Origin of the sequence: Actinomadura sp. 3N407 (genome assembly GCF_052245875.1) — a bacterium.
Classification (GTDB): Bacteria; Actinomycetota; Actinomycetes; order Streptosporangiales; family Streptosporangiaceae; genus Spirillospora.
Genome location: NZ_JBQQBP010000033.1, coordinates 31477 through 53258 on the forward strand (window position 1 = coordinate 31477; position 21782 = coordinate 53258).

Genomic DNA, 21782 nt, shown 5'->3' on the forward strand with positions numbered 1-21782 from the left:
TGGCAAGAGTTCGTCCCAGATTTGACGGACGCGCTACCTCCGCCGGCCCGATACGGTGGCTCAGCAGCGAAAGGACGATCCATGGCAGTGCGCGGACCCGGCGGGGTCACCCGTCACCGGGCCCTCATTGAGGCCTCACGGCTCTTCGCCGCGCGCGGCTACCACGGGACCTCCACCCGGGACATCGCCGACGCGGTCGGAGTACGGCAACCCACCATCTACCGTCACTTCGCCAGCAAATCCGAGATCCTCGCCGAACTGCTCGACGCAGACCTGCTCCCCGCCCTGGAACGCATCCGAACAGCACTCGCGGCGGACGCATCCCCCGCAGCGCGCCTGCACGCCTACCTACTCGCCGACGTCACGGCCATCCTCCAACTGCCCTACGACGTCCGCGGCCTGTACAACGACGCCGTCCTCGAACTCCCCGAACTGACGACCCAAGCAACGCGGCGAGCCGAGATGCACCAGCTCACCGCCACACTGGTCGAACAGGGAATCGCACGCCGAGAACTCCACCCCATCGACCCGAGCTTCGCCCACCACGCCATCACCGGCCTCCTGCTCGAGGTAGTGCGGGAACGCGGCGCATCACCCTCGCCTGCCCCGGAGGTACGCGCCCTCGAAGTCGCGGACTTCGTCCTTCGCGCCACCCTCGCCGACCCCACCCGGCTCCCCGACATTCAACAGGCCAGCGCAAACCTGATCAGCCAGTGGAGCACTCGAACAGCGTGAAAACCCGCGGGGGGTATCTCTCCAAGCGTGGAAATGATCTTGGTGGGGGGTCCCGCCGGTCGCCGGTCGCCAGGTCGTACCGCCAGTCGTGCGGCAGGTAGCGCCGGGGGTGCCGGTGCGGTCGATGTAGAGGACCGCGTCAGACGCCGTCGGCGGCGCGGTCCGGGGGTACGCGGGCCGCGACGCCCTGGCGGCCGCGGCACGCGCCTTCCGCGCCTTCGTCCTGGAGCACCCCGGCCGGTACGCCGCGACGATCGGCGCGCGACGTCCTCGTCGCCCCGAGGACGTCGCGCCGTGTCGCTGTCAGATGCGCTCGCCGGGGCGCGAGGGCACCAGCATGATGGCGACCGCTCCGAGGAGGGCGCAGGCCGCGAAGAGGTAGAAGTTCCACTGGTAGGGCTTGCCGCTGCCGATGAGCACGCCGATGGCCAGCGGCCCGGCGATGGCGCCCGTGCGGCCGACTCCCAGCGACCAGCCGAGAGCGCTTGCCCGCCGCTGGGGCGGGAAGTAGACGGAGACCAAGCTGTTGATGAGGACCTGGGTGGAGACGGCGGCCGAGCCGGCGAGCCCCAGCAGCAGGTACAGCACCGGGGTGCTCGCCGGGATGCTGAGCAGGAGGAGGGCGCTTCCGGCGGTGAGGAAGGACCCGATGGCGACCCTGCGGTACCCCAGCCGGTCGCCCATCATGGCGATCGCCCACGATCCGACCGTGCCTCCGACGCTGAGGACGAGCAGCGCCCTGATCGCGGAGCCGAGTTCGTAGCCGGCGTCGCGCATGATCCCCGGCAGCCAGGTGCCGAGGCCGTACCAGGTGAGCAGGGCCAGGAACGTGGCGACCCAGAAGCAGAGCGACGCGGCGAGGTTCCGGCCGCGGAAGAGAGAGGTCGCGTTCTCGACCGCCCCTTTCGTCGATGCCGCCGCCGGGACCGGGACGCCGAACCGGGCGGAAAGCGCCGCGGCCTCGGCCGGGCGGCCGCTGTTCACCAGGTAATGCATGGATTCCGGCAGGTAGCGCCAGGCGAGCGGGACGATGAGGACCAGGGGGGCGGCCCCGATCCAGAAGAGAACGCGCCAGCCGGGTTCCGGCAGCAAGGGCAGGGACAGGAGGGCCGCGAGCACGCCTCCCAGCGGGATGCCCGAGATGGCCAGTGCGTAGACCAGCACCCGGTGCCGGGGCGGCGCGTACTCCATCAGCAGGGCGGACGCGGTGGGAAGCAGCCCCCCGAGGCCCAGCCCGGCCAGGAAGCGCGCGGCCCCCAGTTCGACGGGAGAGGTGGCCAGGGCGCATCCGATCATGCAGAGCGAGAACCAGACGAGACAGCCCAGCATCGGTATGCGCCGGCCGATGCGATCGCTCAGCAGGCCGATCGCGATCGCGCCGATCAGCATCCCGAGGAAGGTGAGCGCTCCGATGACGCTCAGGGCCTTGGCCCCGATGTTCCATCCGGGCTCGTCGTCGAGCATGGGCAGCACGCTGCCGTAGACGATGAGGTCGTAGCCGTCGGCGACGACGGCCAGCCAGCAGAGCGCGGTGACGAGAACGGCGGCCTTGCTGCTGTTCTTTCGCAGGTTGTCATCGTCTGGAGCGGAAACGGAGGCACGATGCATGAGGGGCTCCTAGCTCAGCGAACTTTCGAGGTGGGGTCGGGGGTGGGTCACGGATGGGAGCCCGGGCCGATGCCGGCCCGCCGTGATGCCGTGGTGCCGGTGATGCGGCCGTCCCCCTGTCGCCGGGGGACGGCACGGACGCTCAGATGGGGTCGCCGGTGACGCGGACGGGGAGCTTCATCTCGCCCAGCCCGCCGATTTCGACTCGGACGGTGTCCCCGGGGCCGATCGGTCCGACGCCGGGCGGGGCCCCCGTCATGATGACGTCTCCCGGCTCCAAGGTCATGATCGTTGACGCGTACGCGATGATCCGCGCGACCGGAGTGACCATATCGGCGGTGGTCACGCGCTGCCGAACGTCGTCCCCGACCCGCAGCTCGATCTCCAGCCGCTGGGGGTCGGCGACCTCGTCGGCCGTCGTGATCCACGGGCCGAGCGGGGTGAAGGTGTCATGGCTCTTGCGGCGCGAGCGGTCGCCCTGGCCGCGCTCGGTGATGTCCAGGCCGACGAGGTAGCCGAACACGTGCCCGAGCGCGTCCTCCTCGGCGATGTCCCTGCCGCCGCGGCCGATGACGAGGCTCAGCTCGCTCTCGTGGTGGATCTCGCGTCCGGCGTCCAGGGTCGCCCGGGGCAGGAGCACCGTGTCGGCGGGGCCGGCGACAGAGCTCGGCGCCTTCAGGAAGACGTCAAAGTCCAGCAGCCACGCTCCGGTGCCCGATGTTTGCTCCGGCGCCACCGCGTCGCGCATCTCGGCGACGTGCGCGGCGTAGTTGGACGCGCAGGCGATGATCTTTCCGGGGTTGAGCACCGGGGCGCGCAGCTTGACGGCGGTGAGCGGGCGGGGCTCCGCCGCCCGCCCGGCCGCCGACAGCGCCGGCCGCAGCGTGGGGAGGTCCCGGCACAGCCGTACCCACCAGCCCGCCCCGAGCGGATCGGGGTCGCCCGCGCCCGGAACCGCCTCGGTGACGTCCCGGACAGTCGCCGCGGCCGGATCGACCGCGCCGAGACGATGATCGTCGAAAAGTGCCAGTTTCATGGTCGTACCACCTGGTCAGACGGAATAGCGGTCGAGTGCGTCCGGGGCCCAGCGCATGCCGTGCCCGGGACGGCCGGGCGGGGCGACGGCGCCCCCGGACGGGGTGAGGGTCTCCAGCAGCAGGTCGTCGAGCAGGGGGAAGTGCTCGACCCAGGTGGCCGCCCGCGCCGCCGCGGCCAGATGGACGTGCAGTTCCGGCAGGAAGTGCGGGCTGACCGCCGCACCGGACGCCTCGGCGAGGACGGCGATCCGGTTCCATTCGCTGATCCCCCCGGTGAGCGACGCGTCGGGCATGAGGACCGACGCGGCGCCCCGGTCGAGGTACTGCTTGACCGCGAACCGTCCCTGCAGGTGCTCTCCCGCTGCGATCGGCACCGGGCAGCGCGCCGCCAGCAGCGCGTGCGAAGCGACGTCGTGGGACGGCAGCGGCTCCTCCAGCCAGACGACGTCGAGGTCGTTCAGCCGCTGCCCGAGCCGCTGGGCCTGCGCCAGGTCCAGCCGCTCGTTGCAGTCGACCATGATCTGCACGCCGGGCCCCACGGCCTCGCGCACCGCCGCCACCCGGGCCACGTCCCGGGCGACGCCGAGGGCGCCGGCCCGCAGCTTGACCGCGCGGTACCCCTCCTCGACGTAGGACAGCGCCCCGGCGACGAGTTCCTCGTCGCTCATCTGATGGGTGGCGCGGCCGCTGCCGTAGATGGGGACGGACTCCCGCTGGGCGCCGAGGAAGCGGTGGAGGGGGAGCCCGGCGGCGCGGGCGCGCAGGTCCCAGACGGCGATGTCCAGGGCCGACAGCGCCGCCACGGCCACGCCCCCGCCGAGCCGGTGCGTGGCCGCGGACAGCTCGTGCCAGAGGCTGTCCCATTGGAGGGGATCTGTTCCGTTGATGCGCGGACCGAACAGGCCGTCGACGATGGCGTGGGCGCCCTCGATGCCGCCGGTGAGCGCGTAGGTGAACCCGGTGCCCGCCTCCCCGCCGACATCGTGCACGGTGACGTGCAGCACCTGGAGGCTCGTCGCGCCGGAGCCGCCGCGCGCGGCGCCCAGCGGCACCGCGACGTGGCGTGCCGCCACCCTGTCGATCTTCATGATGGCTCCTCCCGGGCGGGCAGCCCCAGGGTCAGCCAGCCGTCCCGCACCCTGACGGGGTACATGCGGGCGGGCTGGCCGGGCCGGTCCCGCCGGTCGCCGGTCGCCAGGTCGTATCGCCAGCCGTGCCAGGGGCACTCCACGGCCCCGTCATGGATCTCGCTTTCGCTCAGCGGCCCTCCCATGTGCGGGCACGCGTCGGCGAGCGCGTGGAAGCCGCGGTCGCCGTGGAAGAGCGCCACCTGCTCGCCGTCGATGTCGACGTTGACGGCGGAGCCTCGGGGCAGCGCGGTCGACGGGGCGAGCCGAACCCAGTCCACGTCGGTCATTCCGGCTCCCGCAGGTAGCGGGAGAGGTACTCCCCGGTGCGCGCCCAGGCGGTCGTGGCGGCCACCGGCCGGTACACCTCCGGCCGGAAGTCCTCGTGGAAGGCGTGCCCGGCCCCCGGATAGGTGTAGATCTCCGCCGGCCTGCCGCGCAGCCGATCGGCGAGCTCGGCGGCGTCGGCGACGGGCACCAGGTGATCGGTTTCGCCGAAGTGCCCGAGCACCGGGCACGCCGCCTTCTCCGCGGCGTCCAGAGGCGAGACCGGCTTGGCGTCGGTCGCCGCCGCGTACCGGAGCATCCCGTAGAACGCGACCGCGCAGCGCAGCCCGGGCACCTGCGAGGCGGCCAGCAGGGAGTACGTGCCGCCGATGCAGAACCCCACGGCGCCGATCCGGTTCGCGCCGGTCTCGTCCTCCAGCCACCGGACGGCGGCCGTCATGTCCTCGATCACCGTGGGGTCCGGCAGTGCCGCGACCGCCGCCATGATCTTCTCCGGGCTGCTCAGATCCGGCGCCCGGCCGCCCTGCCTGGCGTAGTAGTCGAGGACCAGGCAGGTGTGGCCGTCCCCGGCGAGGCGGTCCGCCTGGCGCAGCACGTAGTCGTTGATCCCGGCGATGGCGGTGGTGAGGAGCACCGCCGGCCGCCGCGTGCCCTCAGCGCCGACGAGGACGCCCCCGGCGCCGTCACCGAACCGGATGTCGTGCCGCATGTCCTCAGCCCTTCGCCCGGTCGGCGCCGTCCTTGCGGGTGACGCTCCACGAGGGACTGGTGCCCATGACCATGTGCCGGATGTTCTCCTGGCCGAGCGGCTCCTCCCAGAAGAGGGTCCGGCTCGCCGCCAGCATCGGCATGTCCTGGACGACGTACATCAGGGTGTCCTCGTCGCCCTCCGCGTAATGCGCGTGGTAGGCCCAGGCCGGGCAGGCGAGGGTGTCTCCCTTCTCCCAGTGGTACTTGGCCCAGGTCTGGCCCGTGGACTGGACGGCCGTGTACCCGCTGCCCTCGAGGATGTGGTAGATCGCCACCGAGTTGTGCCGGTGCGGCGGGACCTCCTCGCCCGGGTGGACGAGCTGCCACCCGATGAAGATGAACGGTGACGCGCCGACCAGTTCTCCGGTGTCGGCGTTGACGGTCGTGCAGAACCGCCGCTCGGCCTCGCGCAGCGGCTCCTCGGCGAGCCGGTCGAGGGTCTCCCGCACGTCCTGGAACTTCCAGAAGGCCGGCCGGGTGTCCTGCTTGCGCACGACCTGGAAGTAGTCGTCGGCGGTCAGCACCGAGGCCGCCTCGTTGGTCTCGCGGACCGAGGGCATGGTCGTGAGCAACTCCCGGTACTCCTCGATGCTGGTCGCCTTTCCGGCCGCGCCCACCGTCCCGGCCCCGTTCTCGTCCCGGCCCTGAGTGTCCGTGGTCATGCCTTCCCACCTCCGGATTCGCCTGCATGTCACTCACTCTTTAGGTAAGTGCTTATTGAAGTAGGTCACTTTCGTCTTCGGCTGTCAAGACCCATCTCGCGAACCGGACGCCCGGGAGGGCGGTATGTTGAGGGCGACGCCCGGGAGGGCGGTATGTTGAGGGCACCGTCCATCACGACAGCGAGGGACTTGTGTCACTGCGCTACGCGGCTCTCGCCCTTCTCTCGGCGCAGCCGATGACCGGGTACGAGCTTGTTCGCTACTTCGATGACACCGTCGGGCTCATGTGGGCCGCCTCCGACAGCCAGATCTACCCTGAACTGCGGCGCATGGAGAGGGACGGGCTGGTGCGGGCGAAGACGGTCCCCCGCGGCGAGCGCGCCGCCAAGCGGCAGTACAAGATCACCGCGAAGGGGCGGGAGGCGCTGCGGACATGGGTGAGCACCCCGATCCCCTATCCGCCCCAGCGCGACGTCCACCGGCTGCAGATCACCTACGGGGAACTGGCCGGGTTGTCGGAGGCCCGCGCGTTGCTGACCCAGCATCTGGACCACTACACCCTGCGCCGCCACCAGTGGAGCACGCTGCTCGATACGATCAAGACGGCCCGTTTCCCCCTGCTCAGACGCAGACTCGAAGGCACCCCACCGGAGATGCACAGCCGCATCCTCGCCTTCAAGGAACTGGCCCTGGAAGGTCAGGTGGCCCACGCCGACAACGAGATAGCGTGGGCCCGCCGCGGCCTGAAACTGATCGACGAACTGGAGGCCGCCGAGGCCGAGGAGCCTGACCTCCGGGCGGATCTACGCGAGTGAGTCGACCCGAGGGTTGGATTTCCGCTTGGGATACCGCTCACTCTGAGAGGGCGTTTGATTTGAGCCGATTGTTCTGTATGCCCTAATAGGTGCCTCGCCAGGTGGGCGTGGTTTCGTCGGTTATGCGCTTGGTGAGGTTGTCGATCGCCGCGATGTGAATCACGGCTCCAGAGCTGGCGGGCAAGGTCTCGTAGTCCCGGGTCAGGCGGCGGTGGAGCACGAGCCAGCCCAGGCTTCTTTCGACGACCCAGCGGCGTTTGACGACGTGAAAGCCGCGGGTCTGGGTGTTTCCGTGAACGACTTCGACGTCAATGCCGAGCGTGGCTCCGCGTTCGACGGCTGCGTTTTCGAAGCCGGTATCGACCCAGGTCTTGGTGATGGTGGGTAGGTGTTCTTGGCCTGGCCGAGTAGCTGTATTCCGATGGCGTTGTCCGACTGGCTCGCTGTGGTGACGATCAGTGCGAGGATCAGGCCGAGTGCGTCGATGACGATTCCTCGCTTGCGGCCTACGATCTTCTTGGCGTCGGTTCCTTGGCTGTTCAGGGGCCGTCTACGCCGACTACGCGGCCTGGCGGGACGAGAGGATTTTCGCCCAGCTCGGATATGAGTTGACCGGTCTGGCCCGCGTCAAAGAAGGCCGAGCCGAGCGCCGCAGTGGTCGATACCCAGAGCATGAAGACCTCCACCAACGTGTTGCCGGAGTCGTCCGGGACAATATCCACATCGACAAAGCGTCCGGGGCGAAGGCCTCCCTCCCCCAACTCGACCTCGTTTTGAAACTGCTGCGCGAAGGCGACACCTTCAAGGTGACCCGGCTGGACCGGCTTTCGCGGTCGTGCAGCACCTGATCATCCTCGGCGCGGACCTTCGAGCGCGGATGATCGGCCTGCACGTGATCGAGCAGGGCATCGACACCGCCACCGTCGAGGGCCGCGCTATGTTCGGGATGCTGTCGGTCCTGGCCGAGTTGCAGCGCGAGCTCATCGTCGCCAACACCCTCGACGGGCTCGCCTCCGCGCGGTCCCGCGGACGGGTCGGCGGCCGCCGACCGCGACTGGCGGCCGAGCAGGCCGCGCTGGCGCAAGAGCTGTACGACGCCCGCACCAAGACGGTCCGGCAGATCGCCGACCTGTTCGGTGTCCCCGCTCCACCATCTACGGGCATCTCGACAAAGACACCACCGTGCCGCGACAGCCAGTAAACCCCGATTTACTGCGGACCCGGCCGTCCTCGAGGCGAGGGGCGTGGACCTGTCGAATATCGTAAGGCGCGCAGCGTACGCGGGAACGGCTCCGTCAAGTATGACGAGGTGGTCGACGCAGCTGAGCGGTGTGGCGGGGGCGGAGCGTTCAGCTCACGGGGCTGGTCCTTGGTCGCCTTGGGCGGGGGCGGTCTGGCAGAGGGTTTCGACGAATGCTCGTACTCGCGCGGTGCGGCGGTCGCGGGGCCAGATCAGGCCGTACTCAAGGGGTGGCGCGTCGCGGAGCGGTACGAAGGCGATGCCGGGACGGGCGTGGTACCGGGCGGCGCGCAGTGCGGCGGGTGACACGCCCCGGCCGGAGGCGACCAGTGCCAGCACTTCCATCCAGTAGGCGGCGACGGCGCCATGGGTGATCGGCCGGCCCTGCGGCGTCTGACGAGGGTAGATGCTCTCGTGCCAGTACCGCGGGCTGGTGCCCGACATGACGATCATCGGGGCCCCGGCCAGGTCCTCCATGCAAACCGAGCCGGACCGAGCGAACGGATGTCCCTCGGGCACCAGAAGGGCGCGCGGCTCGGAGAAGATCACCGGCCCGGCGATCAGGTCCGGTTCGTCAACGGGGAACTCGGTGAGCTGGAGGTCCAGCGTGCCCGCGCGTAGCGGGCCGAAGGTGTCGGTGAGCTGCACCTCTTGGACCTCGACCGTGCAGCCGGGGTATGAGCGGCGGAACACCTCGGCGGTCTTGAGCACCATGTCGCTGGCCCACTGCGAGGAGAAGCCGACGCGCAACGTTCCGGTGACGCCCTTACCGACGGCGACGGCCTGCGCCACCGTCTCCTGGATCTGCCGGTAGGCCGGGGCCAGGCCTTCCTGGAGCCGCTGCCCGGCGGGCGTCAGAGCGACCCGGCGGCTGCTGCGATCGAACAGCGTCACGCCCAAGCGGCGTTCAAGCGCCTTGATGATCTGGCTGACTCTGCCCTGGCTCAGCTCCAAACGCTCGGTTGCGCGCCGGAAGTGCAGCTCCTCGGCCACGGCAAGGAACGCCTCGATCTCGTGCCGCTCCATCGCCGTCCCGACCCGGCCCCCCGCTCGCCTTCGCCCGATTGGTGAGTCTAGCGCACCAATCGTAGAACATTTCGCTCTCGTTCCGGCCCGTCCGTTTGGTCAACATGGGGGCTATGCCATCGGTCAACGAACTCTTCAACTACGTGCCGATCATCGAACGCCCCCAGGTCAGCTGGCCTGCCGGCGCGGAGGTCGCCGTCTATGTCGGGCTGAACATCGAGCACTTCCTGATCGACCGCCCGTCCACCAGCATCTGGCCCGGCACCGCGGACCTGGTGCCGGATCCGCTCAACTACGGCTGGCGCGACTACGGACCGCGCGTGGGTATCTGGCGCGTCATCGAGATTCTCGACCGGCGCGGAGTACGGGCGAGCGCACTGCTGAACTCCGACGCCGTCCATCACTATCCGCAGATCATCAAGGCCGGTCTGGAGCGGAACTGGGCCTGGCTCGCGCACGGGCGCACCAACTCGGCCCTCCACACCGGCATGACCCCCGAGGAGGAGCGCGCCGTCCTGACCGGCGTCGTCGACACCATCGCGGGGGCCACCGGCCGCCGGCCACGCGGCTGGCTGGGGCCGGGGCTGACCGAGACGTTCAATACCCCGGCGCTGCTGTCCGAGCTCGGCCTGGGCTACGTGCTGGACTGGACCAACGACGATCAGCCCTACCACCTGAAAGTGCCAGGGATGCTCAGCGTCCCGTACACCGTCGAGCTCAACGACCTCGGCCTGTTCGGCAAAGGCGTCACCGGGCCGGAGTTCGTGCAGATCGTCAAGGACCAGTACGAACAGCTGCTTGCCGACTCCGCCCACAGCGGACGGGTGATGGCCCTGGCCCTGCACCCGTTCGTGATCGGCCAGCCGTTCCGCGCCAAGTACCTGGACCAGGCGCTGGCCTACCTCGCCGCACAACCCGACGCCTGGCTGACCACCAGCGACGACATCGCCGACCACTACGCCCATGCCCACCCGCGATGTCAGGTGAACCCTGCTCCGGAGCGATGACATGACGCGCCGACCGCGATGCGGAACGAAACCGGCTGGTCCAGGGTTTCCGCCCTGATCGGCCACGGGCGAACTGGAACAGGGGAGCTGGATGAAAGCCCTCGTGCCGGCCATGACCAATCAACCGATCTCGGTGTTGGCTGCGACAGGTTCCACCGACCACAGGGTGACCGATCTGTCGCGGACCGCCGGGCATCAGGCTCGGGCGGCGTCCCGGCAGACCGACGTGCAGTGTCATGCCGCGCCTGGTGACGCGTTGAGCCCTCACGGGCTACCTGCCCGGGCACCGACGGTCGCGGGCATGGATCGCCGCAGTGCTTCAAGGGCCGCTCCACGCCAGGGCGTCGACCTGGTCATCCCGCTGTCGCCGCCGATGCTGACGGCCGATGGCGGCGGGGCGCCGCCGCCTCCGTCAGCGGCTCCTCAGCCGTTCCGAAGCAGCCAAGCTTTCAGCCATGCGAACGACCGATCTAGGAGCTCTGCCATCTCATGACCGCTACCGACATCCGGCACCGCGCCGGGCTCAAGGAGTGGATCGGCCTGGCGGTTCTGGCCCTTCCCACTCTGCTGCTGTCCCTGGACATCACCGTGCTGCACCTGGCCGTGCCTGAGCTGAGCGCCGACCTACGGCCCAGCAGCACCCAAACGCTGTGGATCATCGACATCTACGGCTTCATGATCGCCGGATTCCTGGTGACGATGGGAACCCTGGGCGACCGGATCGGCCGCCGCCGGCTGCTGCTGGGCGGCGCCGCCGCCTTCGGCACCGCGTCGGCGGTCGCCGCCTACGCCTCCTCTCCCGAAGCGCTGATCGCGGCGCGGACGCTGCTGGGGATCGCGGGCGCGACGCTGATGCCCTCCACGCTGTCGCTCATCAGCACCATGTTCCGCGACGCACGGCAGCGCGGGCTGGCCATCGGGATATGGGCGACGATGTTCTCGGCGGGCATCGCCATCGGTCCGGTGGCCGGCGGCGCCCTCCTCGACCACTTTTGGTGGGGTTCGGTGTTCCTGCTGGGCGTCCCGGTCATGGCCCTGCTGCTGGCGGCCGGACCGTTCCTGCTGCCGGAGTTCCGCGACACCAAGGCCGGACGGCCCGACCTGGCCAGCGTGGCACTGTCGCTGGCGACGATGCTCGCCATCACCTACGGCATCAAAGAACTGCCCAAGCACGGCCCCGGCCTGCTGCCCATGCTCACGATCGGCATCGGAATCGTGGCCGGCGTGGTGTTCGTCCAGCGGCAGCGACGGCTGGCCGACCCGTTGCTGGACGTGAGCCTGTTCACCGACCGCGCCTTCTCCGGGGCACTGGTGAGCCTACTCGTCAGCACCGGAATGGTCGGAGGCGTCTACCTGTTCATCACCCAGTACCTGCAGCTAGTGCAGGGCCTGTCCCCGCTGCAGGCGGGACTGTGGCTGCTGCCCGCCGCAGCCGCGTTGATCATCTCGTCCCTGGTGGCCCCGATCATCGCCCGCCGCGTCCGCCCGGCCCACGTCATCGGCGCCGCCCTGGCGATCTCCACGCTCGGCTACGTGCTGCTGACCCAGGTGGAGACCGAGGCCGGACTGCCGCTGCTGGTCGCCGGATTCATCCTGGTGTACACCGGTACCGGCCCCACCACCGCCCTGGGCACCGACCTCGTCGTGGGCTCCGCACCGCCCGAGAAGGCAGGCGCCGCCTCGGCGCTGGGCGAGACCAGCACCGAACTGGGCGTGGCGCTGGGCGTGGCGGGACTCGGCAGCCTCGGCACCGCCGCCTACCGCGACCAGATCCCCGCCGACGCACCCGCCGCCGTCCGCGACACCCTCGCCGGAGCCGCCGCCGCGGGCACCGACGGCGCACTGCTGACCACCGCGCAGGAGGCGTTCACCACCGGACTCGCCACCGCCGCCACCGCCGGCGCCGCCCTCACCGCCGCCGTCACCATCCTCGCCATGCTCACCCTGCGCCGGGTTCGCCCCACCGGCGACCTGGCCACCCAGGCGGCGGAGCCGCCCCCACGCCCCGAAGGCGCGCTCACCTTGAGTGACGGGGAACACCTCACCGAGACCGCGTGACCCAGCCAACGGGTGGCGATGACCAGCCGGACCGGTCATCGCCACCCGCTCGACCACAGACACCGAACGAGACCCTCAGGAACCAGGCGGGCCCGGAGCGATCTGCAGGAGACCACACGAGACGCTGCAGGAGACCGCCGGCTGGCCGCACAAGCCGCCGAAACTCAATGCGACTGTCCACATGCCCCGTATCGGCTGCGGCCTGGCCGGCGGACGATGGGAACGCATCGAACCCCTCATCATCAGCCAACTCACCGAACCCGGCATCCCCCGTCACCATCTACGACAGGCCATAGCCCCAGCACTTGGCGAATGCCACAGGGACACCCCCGGCCTCACCCTCCTGGGGAGGGCGGCGCACGTCGTTCACACCGCCGCACCCGAGCTTCGCGCGGCAGAGCGCTCCGTCCCGGCGAACCAGGATGAGGTGTATGAGCGGAGTCCGCGAGCGTTGCACCTCGGCCCCTGGCACCTCATGCAAGCTTCTCCGCGGTGAACCGCCGGTGGACCAGGTCCGGCGGCTGCGGCGCCGTCTCGTCGGGGGTGGTGTTGCGCTGCCGGTCCCGGCGGTGAAGGCCCTGCAGACCATGGGCACGCATCAGCCGTTCCACCGTGCACCGGGCGACCTGCACCCCTTGGCGGCGCAGCTGCTTGTGCACGCGGTAGGTGCCGTAACTGGCCTGATGGACGTCCTTGATCTACTCGATCAGCACCGCATCGCGTTGAGCGCGGGCTGACGGTGGTCGGCGTTTGCGGCCGTAGTAGGTGCCCGGGCACAGGTCCAGGACCCGGCACACCGGCTCGACCCCGAAGTGGTCACGCAGGTGATCGACCACCACGACTACTTCGTCCGGCGCCGGCCGAGCTCGGCGGCGAAAAGCGCACTGGCGACCTTCAATATCTCGTTGGCGCGCTTGGGTTCGTCGTTCTCCTTGCGCAGCCGCTTGAGCTCCTCGCCGCTCGGCACTGGTGGGCTGCTCGGCGCCGGCCCGCGTCGGCTTGCGCCTGCCGCACCCAGGTGCGCAGGGATTCGCGGTGGATGCCCAGATCGGCCGCGACCTGGGCGAGGGACGGTCGGACTCCAGCGCCAGCCGGACAGCCCGGTCCCGAGGCTCCTGGGGGCACTTGCGTTGTGCTGCCATCGCGGTGATTCTCCTCCCTGCCAGCCAAGGTCATGACTGGCTTGAAGGACTTCACCGAACCCGGTGGACTCCAGGGTGGAACCCTTCGGCTTTGCACACCTCATCGAACGCGGCGGTGAAACCGGATCACGGTCGTGGATCAAAACCGCAGCGCGCCGATCCGATCCCCCAAACTCCATGGCCAGGTTGCGGGCCTGCTGCACCGCCCACGCCCCGGTCAGCTGCGCGGTCACCCCGGGCAGATGTACTCTGCGGTGCCGTGCTCGATGAACACCAGCATATACAGCCGCCTGAGCAGGACCGTCTCCACCAGGAAGTCGCACGCGATAATCGCATGCGCTTGAGCGGCCAGGAGCTGCCGCCACGTCGGCCCGGCCCGGCGAGGCGCGGGATCGACACCGGCCGCGTGCAGCATTTTCCCACACCGTCGACGCGGCGATCGTGTACCCGAGCCGGGCCAACTCGCCTGGATCCGCCGGTGCCCCTACGTCGGGTTCTCCCGCGCCATCTGCAGGATCAGCGTTCTGACCGCCGCACCTGCCGAAGGGCGACCTGGACGCCGCCGGTCGGTGAAGGTCCACTTACGGGCGACGAGGTCACGGTGCCAGCGCAGGATCGTCGCCGGAACAAGTGGGAAGAGTTCGGCCCACCGCCGGCGCGGGACCAGCCGGGACAACGCCGCAAACCAGAGCCGGTCGCCATGACCCCTGCGCGGCCGACCTGCGACCTGACGGCGCAGCGCCTGGTTCTCGTGACGGAGCACCAGCAACTCGACGTCCTTGAACAGATCAGACCGGACCAGCATCACCAGCAGTCCGACCAAGCCCCGGACCACCCGGTACAGCACCGACAACAACACCTCGAGATGGTCACACTGATTGCCATGGTGCCGCAGCAGAATCCCAGCTCAGAGCGCGAAACCGAGTATCCGAACGGTACAGCCACGAGCAGCAGCCGGACGAACAACGGAACCGTCCCAGACACTCACCTCCGCCGAGAGACCGGTAGCGCGCCGGTTCCCGCTGGCACTGCCAAACGGGAAGCAGTGCCTCGCGGACCACGATGGACTCCGAACATCGTGGGGGTGTTTCCTCAGCAGTTACAAGCTCCACACGACCCAATACTCGAGCGCCACACGGTGCCGGTGTTCTAAGCACTGCCGGAGTTCGGTCGCTCACCAATGTGCTGGTGTGCAACGCCGCGCATGTCAAGCGTGAGTTCACGCATGCTCTGCTGTCAGTTGCGTCCTGCCGGGGCCAGTTACCAGCGGGTTTGTCAGCCAGTTCTCATAGACTCGCCTCGAAATTTCGAACTCCGGAACGATGTCGAACTCGGGCGGCATCTCGCTGACCAGGTAACGAAGCTGTTCAGCCCTAGCGTAAAGTTGGACCATGCGCACAAAATTGTGTCGGTGGAGGGGAAGGAGATTGGCGTAGGTTTGGTCCAGAATTAATGGATGGGCGAAGGCAATGTGGTCGGCGTTGCTTTCTCTGCATGGGTCACCATCAACACGGCTGAGCGGGAATCGCCGGTTGTCGGGATGGGTCCTCACTGCGGTGAACACGACATGTGGGTCGTCCGGACCCTTTAATTCGTCCATGGCATGGTAGTGCTCCGGCCGGGTAATATTGTGCCCACATTCGAAAATGAACCGGTCCCCCAGATGTTCGCGCACGTAGAAAGGGAGGCCATGGACACCCAGCCCGTCGTCGCTGAAGATCTCGATGTGGTCGAAGCTAAATGGAAGATCTTTGATCAGGATGGCGGCTTCGCACTGCTGTGCAGCATCGTCGGCACAGAGGATGACATTCCGAACACCGGCCGTGTGAAGCGATTCAAGACACCAGTAGAGCAGGTACTTGTCTGCAATCTGCAGAAATGACTTAGAAACCCTGACATTAACTCCACCGGCGCGCAGCCGACCTGCCTTGCCGCCGATCGCCACGACTGCTTGCGTAGTCCTCATGCCATCTTAGTCTACAGGGGAAGTGGCATCAGAAAAGCCGCCCCTGTAGCCTGTCTGTTTCAATCATGTTAACCATCCCAAACCTGCTCTGCGAAATATCGGCGAGTTTATCCCGTTTGTCGGTGTCTGCGATGCCGTTGGCGAAGGTCCAGAACTCCCAGAGGCCCAGATGCCGACGCGCCACCTCGTCACTGAAAGCTTTACCTTGCTGTGAGGGCGCGGTGTTCTGCGACCTTGTCACCCAATGCTCCACCTGTTGGTATCCTGGCGCTTTGGGTGGGCAGTACACGATCACTTGTTTTGGGTGTACGCCGATCGCACGAGCCATCTCCGCCTCCACTTCAAGTCGTTCCAACGGTCTGCCGAGCCCCTGATCAGACAGCCACGACCGCCGATTGCTGTAGTGGTCAGTGTTTCGTTCCGTGCTGGACAGCATCTCGCCACGGTAGACAGCGCGGGGGAGTTGGCGTGCGCCGAGGCGGTCAGCTAGTTCGCTGACCTCAGGTGTGGTGGTGTACTGCTGGAGGCGATCGATAAGCGCGTCATCGCGCAGCAACTCGATAACCTCTTCCCGGAATGGACGACGACGGGACTTGTTGGCTAGGGTGAAAGAAAGGGCCTTGCCGAGTAATGCCGAAGCGGCGGCCTTGGTTCCGTGAGTGTAGACTTTAAGGAACATCGCGTATCGTTCTTTGAGAACCGTTTCGACTGCAAATTCCCGATCGACTCGGAGGCCGTACTTCCCGCCGATGAGTGAGACGAGACGACGGTCGCTGGGCTCGTTGAGTGAATAGAGCCGGAATTGCCGGAAAATCGCGCTGTCGATGCGGTTGTCGAGGCCGCAGTGATGGGCATCCCGGTCAATGTAGTCCAAAACATCGGCACCGAACGCCCCGGAGACCAGGTCCGCGAACACGATGCGGTCGGCGGTCGTCTCGTTCCCGGCGAGGTAGGGGATCAGTGCCCGCCCGACGTCACTATCACGCAGTGCGTTTCCCATCTCGGAGTTGGGATTGTCGATCAGGCGTTCCCGCCGGTCCGGGTTCTTGTCATGGCGGATGAAGAACTGGAGTTCATCTTCGAGGGTATGCCCGAATGGGATGTGTAGCACATCGTGAGTGAGCGCATAGAGCCGCGCCGCCATTCGCAAATCCTGGTCGACGCGCACTCCGCTGCGGTCCTCAAGAGTTCGCAGCATTTGCTCCACGCGTGCGACGCATCCGATCGAATGACTGAGCCTGGAATGCGTCGCACCCGGGTATACCAGGTCGGTGAGACCGAGCTGCTTGATGTGCTGCAGGCGCTGCATCTGCGGTGTGGCGAGGATGCGGTACTCGTAGTCGGTGAGCCATACATCCCCGTGCACGGCGTCGCGGATGACGTTGGGATACCGAGTCCGCTTCACAAACCGTGCGGCTTCGGCACTGGGGCCGGCGTTCCGCAGTATCTCCTGCGCGTTCTCGAGAGCAGTCTGCGCGTTCGGGCGCTTGGCATCGTCCTGCACGAGCAGGCCGCTCACCCACATAGACACCGCGGGCAAAACATAGGAATTGATCTCGTCGACCGGGACCAGCGGTTCGGTCAGTTGTTCTTTGCGTAGTTCATGCGCCGCGTCGTCCTTGTTCACAAACCACGGATAACGCCCGGTGAGCATTCGGTATGAGAGCACCCCGACTGCGAAGACGTCATGAGAGGCGAGTGCCCTTGCCGGGTTCCGCAGCTTTTCTGGGGGACTGAACCTTGCGGAACCAGCGCGCCAGAACGAATCATCCGAACGAATTTTCGACATTCCAGATTCCTTGCAGAATCCGAAATCTATGAGCCTGAGAGAGGATGGATCCGGGGCGTGTAATACGTTAGCGTCCTTGAGGTCCCGGTGCACTAAGCCCTTAGAATGAACATGCTGCAATGCTTGGAGAAGGTGCTCCATTAGGCGAAGTGTTTCGAGGTCTCCATAGAGCCTGCCAGCCTTCTGATTGTCTCCAATGTGATTTTTTATGGAAGCGCCCTGAGCCAATCTCATTAGCAAATATGGTCGCCCCTCAAACATGCCGTTCCCAATGTATTGGGGAATATTCGGATGGTCGAGCGACCGCAGTACCCTGGCTTCTATTTCCAATCTTTCCGCCGCTGCTTGGTGGGCGGCAGTGCACAGCTTGAGCGCGGCTGTCTGATCGCCGGAACGCGCCTGGTAAATGGTGGCGAAATCGCCGCGGCCAAGCTCTCTGGCTAGTTGCCAGCCGTCGATGATCGAAGACAAGTCCATGTGCTCTCCGCCCAGCATGCGGGAATCAGATCACCCTACAACATCAAGAATCCCACCGGTCACCCCACGTGGAAGAGATGCCGCAACCGGCCATCCCGACTGTGGGAGGCCAGTTCAAAGCGGGTGTGGTGATCGTTATGCCCGCGCAGCTGACTGCTGTCGCGTTCTGGATCTTGAGATGATCGCCAGGCTTCGCCCCCATGTGCTGTGGGATACCAACGATCATGCGTGGAAGATTGAAGGCAACTCCGTGGTCGCGGTAGTATATTTCGACCGATTGGGCTGCTGGGGGTAGCGTTGAGGGCTTCTCTGGGTGCTTTTCTTCATGTTACAAGTTACGATCCAGATGATTGGCAGAAACAGATCGATGCGTTGCGTGGTCTGGAGCGGCTCACTCATCTGGAGGTCTGGCTGGAGTGGTGCCCCGGTGCCGAATCAGCGGTCGATGACCTGTGCGCCCTGATAGGTCGGAAGCGCATCATCGTGCACGCGCCGTTCCTACACCTGTCGATCTCCAGTGGATGGTCCGAGTTGACCACCATCAGCGTCGATCGGATTGTCGAGGTCTGCGATGTTGCCCGCCGCCTCGGGGCCGACGTGGTCACCGTTCATTCGGGGCAGGTCAAGGTCTTCGACGAGCGGGAGCTGGTGCTCGACCGGACCGCCCAGGCGTACTCGGCGATCCGAAGCCAGGTTGGTACGGACGTGAGCGTCGCCCTAGAGAACATGTTTAACAGGCGGGGCAGCCTGATGGTCAACGGCGTAGCTTCCCTTGATGAGATGGCCCGGATGGTGGACCGGGTGCCGGACATTCGGTTTACACTCGACGTCGGGCACGCCATCCAGAGCGGTGAGCGGTTCGCCGTGTTCCTGAGCGACCACGCGGATGCCATCCTCGACATCCACCTTCACGACGCCGTCGAGGGCGGCCCGGCGCACCTCAGGCTCGGTGCTGGGCAACTCGAACTGAAGTCGTTCATCGGCACCTGTGAGGGCGTTGGTTACGACCGCTTTCTCAGTCTGGAGACGATTGGCATCCAAGACACCGTGGATTCGTGGGACGTCCTCATCAAGGCTGTGGGCGAGTCGCTCGATTAGGCGTCATCAGGAGTCGAACAGGTGTTGTTCGCGGCTGAGTGAGCGTCGAGTCGATCTCAAATTGAGAGTTCGGCGTTCAGAAGTTCCCGGAACCTCCATTGCTCCTGCAATGCAAGAGGGGCGCTGGACGACCATCGCCGGCTCGATTGGTCTCCCGTCCGCCAACCGGCCATAATGTCTTCGATGTAGCGCCGGGTGAAGGGGAGCCAAGCCGCGTTCTGTATTTCGTACAGACTGTGCGCGGAGGTCAACCGTTCGGTAAATTCCGGGTACGAGAGCCGCGTCGTCACGTGCGAGAACACCTTGGTCGAGAGCGTCGTGGCCTCGTATCCGATCCAGGAGATGTGCACCTTGCCATAGTCAGGCCGTTCCAGACCGAGTTCCTCTCGAAGGCACCGTTCGGCGAGCCCGAATAGGTCCTCAGGCCTGCTCCCGGGAGTCCAGTTGTCCTCGTAATGCATGGTCTCGTTCGGGCCGGTCGTCCAGAGGCCCTTCTTCGTATGCACCGCACCCGATCGCTGCAACGCAAGAAAGTTGTTCTGCGCGTTCAGCACGGTTACGTTGATTTTGATGAGCCCGGGCGGAGAGGCGGTGGTCACGGTGGAGACTTCTCCGTCGGCGAGTCGGTTTCGTATCAGGGTCTGCGTTTCGGGGTGGCGCTTGAGATACTCCACTGTTGCAAGATGCTCGTGATAACCACAGGGGAACACGGTGTAGCCGAACTGCTCACCAGCAGCGCTCTCCCTGTGGTCGATGTCGAACGCGACAAGGTAGGCGCACGATCCGCTATGCTCAGTGAGACCTTCCGCGAGTTGCTCCCAAATGCGCTGGTCAAAGAACTCTTGCGTTGGGCGACCGTCAGCTATTTTCATTTTTAGACGGTGTGGTGAGAGTTGACGGCTGACCGACCAGGTGTTGATTGGGTAGAGGTCTACCGAGCTAGGATCGAAGCCTAACGGCCAGATGTTAAGCCGCCTTCGGCCAACCATGCGGTTGCGTAGCGGTCGTCGCTGATCCCATAGGACGTTGGTGAGCAGTCCTGCCAGGATTCCAGTTCCGAAGCTGATGAAATCGGAAACCATCGGCATGGATGCCCCCAGCAAGAGGTTGTAGGTCGGCTTCTCTGGTCCGGTTACCAATTCCCCGGCAGACGCCCCCGTACACCTCCGGCCTACGTCGATCACGACGGTCTCGCGCACACTCCGATTGCCAACACGAGGGCATCATGGTCGTGTGCAGATCTGCGGATGCCGAAGACCCTATACGTGCAGGTCACGCGGCATGCCGATCCTCGTCGGGGGATTCCGCTGAGGTGCTGATGTCTTCGTATGTTCAGACACCTGATCGGATCGAGCCCATTGAGCCCTCTTCATCTACTAGCGGTGGCTGGCGGCTGGTTGCAGCGTGATCGCGATGGTGGTTGGGGCCGTGACGCAGAGAGGCCCCCTGGTAGACGGGTTGATCACCACATCACGTCGCCTGAACCGGAGGCCTCTGCGTGCTGTTCTACCGTGCCGTCCTTAATCTGTCGCGTTCAACGCCGAACTACGTCGCCGGGCTGGTCCGCCGACGACGCAAGGCGATCGGGCCGAGGTGGCGGCTACTCAGCCCCGGTCAGCAGGCGCTCATCGTCCTGCCGTATCTCCGCAAGGATGAGACGTTCACCGAGACGAGCGTGGGGTGACAGCAGCCATGGAAAGCGGTTCCGATCCACTTGTTGTGAATCGATCACACAGCGTCGCTCCTGCGGAAGATCTTGGTGCGTGTGACTGTGAGGCGTTCTCTCCCCTCTCCGACCACCTTGCTTGGCCTGTGGTCGTCTCCGTCCTTGTTTACCCAGCAGCGGACCGGCCTGGCGGAGCGATGCATACCGAAGAAGAACTGCTGGCCTCGCAGCTCATACAGGACGGCTCCATGTCCGGCCGTCGGTTTGACTTGCAGGGCGGCTTGCAGCCAGCACAGCCAGCAGTACCCCTGCTTCGTCGCCGCGGGATGATGGCGGGCTGTGGCTGTTCCGACTTGCCTACTTGACCGTGAGCCTGCTTGCTGCGTTCAGGTTCTCAGGCACGACCCCGCCGTCACCTCTGCTGGGCCAAAAATTTTCAGGTAGGGCCGATGTTGGCCACCACGCTGTAGGACGCCGGCACTGCTTCAGCACCTCAGGTTGAGGAAGATCGGGGCAGGCCGGGAGAGACCACACTGGAACCCTCCATCCCACAGGGCGGGTCACGGCCGCGCTTGTTCGCTCGTTGTTTGCTCGTATGTCGCGAAATCGGGCTTCTAATCCGATGGTCGTAAATCCGAGCAGCCCGACACCCAAGCCGACGGTCGGGCGCCCGTCACCCGCTTCGGCCGGCAAGGTCGGGCACACTGCGCTTGCCGAGAAATGATCCCTCCAGGTGAGAGTTGTGCGACAAATAGCCAAACACAAGCATTGCTCTGGTCGTCTTCAATGCGATCGATCGGCGCCTCTGCCGATCGATCGCTCGTGGTCTGCACACGTGAGCGCCAGGAGGAAACACAGGCGGCTGTCAAATATCGGGAACGAGGCCCTTCAGCAACGCCGTACTCGGCACATTGGCGGTACTGGCAACACTCGAGTTTGCTCCAGTAGCGGTGCCACTCTCCGATCCAGAACCCGCCCCGCCCGGAGCGGGGAGCGGCGGGAGCACGCGGGGTTCCTGAACCGTCCTGAACGGGCGTCGAACGGCGTCAACGACCGCCCCGACTGCGACATCTCGACAATGTGCAGGTTGACGGGTGATCGGGACGACCTTGACACGGTAGAGGCCACTGGTTCAATCCCAGTATCGCCCACCACACATAAGCGCAGGTCATCCCTGAAGGAGTGGGGCCGGTCAAGTGGTGGCCTGGGTGGTTGTTGTTGTGTTGAGTCCGTTTTCCTGTCGGTCCCGGGCGGGTTTGCGGGCGTGCCGGGGTGGCGTCCGGGGTCAAGA

The 21782-nt window shown here is 66.4% G+C and carries 22 protein-coding genes and 3 pseudogenes; 9 read left to right on the top strand and 16 right to left on the bottom strand.

The window, feature by feature from the left end:
- The first annotated feature begins 81 nt into the window (after window positions 1-81).
- Window positions 82-735, top strand: a complete 654-nt coding sequence (locus tag ACTWPP_RS42375) for a TetR/AcrR family transcriptional regulator (protein ID WP_443110129.1) — start codon at window positions 82-84, stop codon at window positions 733-735.
- A gap of 187 nt (window positions 736-922) precedes the next feature.
- Window positions 923-1117: a WHG domain-containing protein gene (locus ACTWPP_RS42380; protein WP_443110150.1), complete on the top strand. Its 195-nt coding sequence runs from the start codon at window positions 923-925 to the stop codon at window positions 1115-1117.
- Here the strand turns inward: ACTWPP_RS42380 and ACTWPP_RS42385 are convergent.
- From ACTWPP_RS42385 to ACTWPP_RS42410, 6 genes are all read right to left on the bottom strand, one after another.
- Window positions 1039-2343 (bottom strand): MFS transporter, encoded by a 1305-nt coding sequence (locus ACTWPP_RS42385; protein ID WP_443110130.1) that lies wholly within the window; start codon window positions 2341-2343, stop codon window positions 1039-1041. The two genes, ACTWPP_RS42380 and ACTWPP_RS42385, sit on opposite strands and share 79 nt — an antisense overlap.
- 142 nt (window positions 2344-2485) lie before the next feature.
- A complete protein-coding gene (locus ACTWPP_RS42390; RefSeq protein ID WP_443110131.1) occupies window positions 2486-3379 on the bottom strand; it encodes a fumarylacetoacetate hydrolase family protein in 894 nt (297 codons plus the stop codon).
- A gap of 15 nt (window positions 3380-3394) precedes the next feature.
- Window positions 3395-4468, bottom strand: coding sequence for a mandelate racemase/muconate lactonizing enzyme family protein (locus ACTWPP_RS42395; protein WP_443110132.1), 1074 nt, complete (start codon window positions 4466-4468; stop codon window positions 3395-3397).
- Entirely contained in the window at window positions 4465-4797 is a 333-nt protein-coding gene (locus ACTWPP_RS42400; RefSeq protein WP_443110133.1) for a Rieske (2Fe-2S) protein, read from the bottom strand. Before ACTWPP_RS42400 ends, ACTWPP_RS42395 begins: the two co-directional genes overlap by 4 nt.
- Window positions 4794-5504 carry a dienelactone hydrolase family protein gene (locus tag ACTWPP_RS42405; protein WP_443110134.1) on the bottom strand — a complete coding sequence of 237 codons (711 nt, stop codon included), beginning with the start codon at window positions 5502-5504 and terminating at the stop codon, window positions 4794-4796. The genes ACTWPP_RS42400 and ACTWPP_RS42405 overlap by 4 nt, the downstream gene beginning before the upstream one ends.
- Before the next feature lie 4 nt (window positions 5505-5508).
- Complete coding sequence (locus tag ACTWPP_RS42410; RefSeq protein WP_443110135.1) at window positions 5509-6207, bottom strand: cupin domain-containing protein; 699 nt, start codon at window positions 6205-6207, stop codon at window positions 5509-5511.
- A 191-nt stretch (window positions 6208-6398) separates the two neighbouring features.
- Here ACTWPP_RS42410 and ACTWPP_RS42415 point away from each other — a divergent pair, with 191 nt between their 5' ends.
- Window positions 6399-7022 carry a PadR family transcriptional regulator gene (locus ACTWPP_RS42415; RefSeq protein ID WP_443110136.1) on the top strand — a complete coding sequence of 208 codons (624 nt, stop codon included), beginning with the start codon at window positions 6399-6401 and terminating at the stop codon, window positions 7020-7022.
- 82 nt (window positions 7023-7104) lie between these two features.
- On the opposite strand, the pseudogene ACTWPP_RS42420 reads toward ACTWPP_RS42415, so the two are convergent.
- Window positions 7105-7568 (bottom strand): annotated as a pseudogene (locus ACTWPP_RS42420) (transposase); the annotation flags it as partial.
- On the opposite strand from ACTWPP_RS42420, the pseudogene ACTWPP_RS42425 reads away from it, so the two are divergent.
- Window positions 7565-7736: pseudogene (locus ACTWPP_RS42425) on the top strand (IS5/IS1182 family transposase); the annotation flags it as partial. The pseudogenes ACTWPP_RS42420 and ACTWPP_RS42425 overlap by 4 nt on opposite strands.
- A gap of 59 nt (window positions 7737-7795) precedes the next feature.
- Window positions 7796-8223 (top strand): annotated as a pseudogene (locus tag ACTWPP_RS42430) (recombinase family protein).
- A 153-nt stretch (window positions 8224-8376) separates the two neighbouring features.
- Here the strand turns inward: ACTWPP_RS42430 and ACTWPP_RS42435 are convergent.
- Window positions 8377-9288: a LysR family transcriptional regulator gene (locus tag ACTWPP_RS42435; RefSeq protein ID WP_443110137.1), complete on the bottom strand. Its 912-nt coding sequence runs from the start codon at window positions 9286-9288 to the stop codon at window positions 8377-8379.
- 113 nt (window positions 9289-9401) lie between these two features.
- On the opposite strand from ACTWPP_RS42435, the gene ACTWPP_RS42440 reads away from it, so the two are divergent.
- Both ACTWPP_RS42440 and ACTWPP_RS42445 read left to right on the top strand, forming a co-directional pair.
- Entirely contained in the window at window positions 9402-10295 is an 894-nt protein-coding gene (locus ACTWPP_RS42440; RefSeq protein ID WP_443110138.1) for a polysaccharide deacetylase family protein, read from the top strand.
- A 489-nt stretch (window positions 10296-10784) separates the two neighbouring features.
- Window positions 10785-12353 (top strand): MFS transporter, encoded by a 1569-nt coding sequence (locus tag ACTWPP_RS42445; RefSeq protein WP_443110139.1) that lies wholly within the window; start codon window positions 10785-10787, stop codon window positions 12351-12353.
- Window positions 12354-12826: 473 nt separating this feature from the next.
- On the opposite strand, the gene ACTWPP_RS42450 is transcribed toward ACTWPP_RS42445, so the two are convergent.
- The 7 genes from ACTWPP_RS42450 to ACTWPP_RS42480 form a co-directional block, all read right to left on the bottom strand.
- On the bottom strand, window positions 12827-13051 hold the full coding sequence (locus ACTWPP_RS42450; protein WP_443110151.1) for an IS3 family transposase: 225 nt from the start codon (window positions 13049-13051) through the stop codon (window positions 12827-12829).
- Window positions 13052-13192 carry a hypothetical protein gene (locus tag ACTWPP_RS42455; protein WP_443110140.1) on the bottom strand — a complete coding sequence of 47 codons (141 nt, stop codon included), beginning with the start codon at window positions 13190-13192 and terminating at the stop codon, window positions 13052-13054.
- 2 nt (window positions 13193-13194) lie between these two features.
- On the bottom strand, window positions 13195-13320 hold the full coding sequence (locus ACTWPP_RS42460) for a hypothetical protein (protein WP_443110141.1): 126 nt from the start codon (window positions 13318-13320) through the stop codon (window positions 13195-13197).
- Window positions 13321-13724: 404 nt separating this feature from the next.
- Complete coding sequence (locus ACTWPP_RS42465) at window positions 13725-13910, bottom strand: hypothetical protein (RefSeq protein ID WP_443110142.1); 186 nt, start codon at window positions 13908-13910, stop codon at window positions 13725-13727.
- Window positions 13911-13979: 69 nt separating this feature from the next.
- Window positions 13980-14354: a hypothetical protein gene (locus tag ACTWPP_RS42470; protein WP_443110143.1), complete on the bottom strand. Its 375-nt coding sequence runs from the start codon at window positions 14352-14354 to the stop codon at window positions 13980-13982.
- A 360-nt stretch (window positions 14355-14714) separates the two neighbouring features.
- The gene (locus tag ACTWPP_RS42475; RefSeq protein WP_443110144.1) at window positions 14715-15440 is read right to left on the bottom strand and encodes a hypothetical protein; all 726 of its coding nucleotides are present in this window, start codon (window positions 15438-15440) and stop codon (window positions 14715-14717) included.
- Between the two features lie 49 nt (window positions 15441-15489).
- Window positions 15490-17745, bottom strand: a complete 2256-nt coding sequence (locus tag ACTWPP_RS42480; protein ID WP_443110145.1) for a protein kinase domain-containing protein — start codon at window positions 17743-17745, stop codon at window positions 15490-15492.
- A 279-nt stretch (window positions 17746-18024) separates the two neighbouring features.
- Between ACTWPP_RS42480 and ACTWPP_RS42485 the strand changes: the two genes are divergently transcribed.
- Window positions 18025-18825, top strand: a complete 801-nt coding sequence (locus ACTWPP_RS42485) for a sugar phosphate isomerase/epimerase family protein (RefSeq protein ID WP_443110146.1) — start codon at window positions 18025-18027, stop codon at window positions 18823-18825.
- A gap of 56 nt (window positions 18826-18881) precedes the next feature.
- Here ACTWPP_RS42485 and ACTWPP_RS42490 read toward each other — a convergent pair whose 3' ends face one another.
- Window positions 18882-20024 (bottom strand): hypothetical protein, encoded by a 1143-nt coding sequence (locus ACTWPP_RS42490; protein ID WP_443110147.1) that lies wholly within the window; start codon window positions 20022-20024, stop codon window positions 18882-18884.
- Window positions 20025-20323: 299 nt separating this feature from the next.
- Between ACTWPP_RS42490 and ACTWPP_RS42495 the strand changes: the two genes are divergently transcribed.
- Window positions 20324-20509 carry a hypothetical protein gene (locus ACTWPP_RS42495; RefSeq protein ID WP_443110148.1) on the top strand — a complete coding sequence of 62 codons (186 nt, stop codon included), beginning with the start codon at window positions 20324-20326 and terminating at the stop codon, window positions 20507-20509.
- Window positions 20510-21782: the final 1273 nt, after the last annotated feature.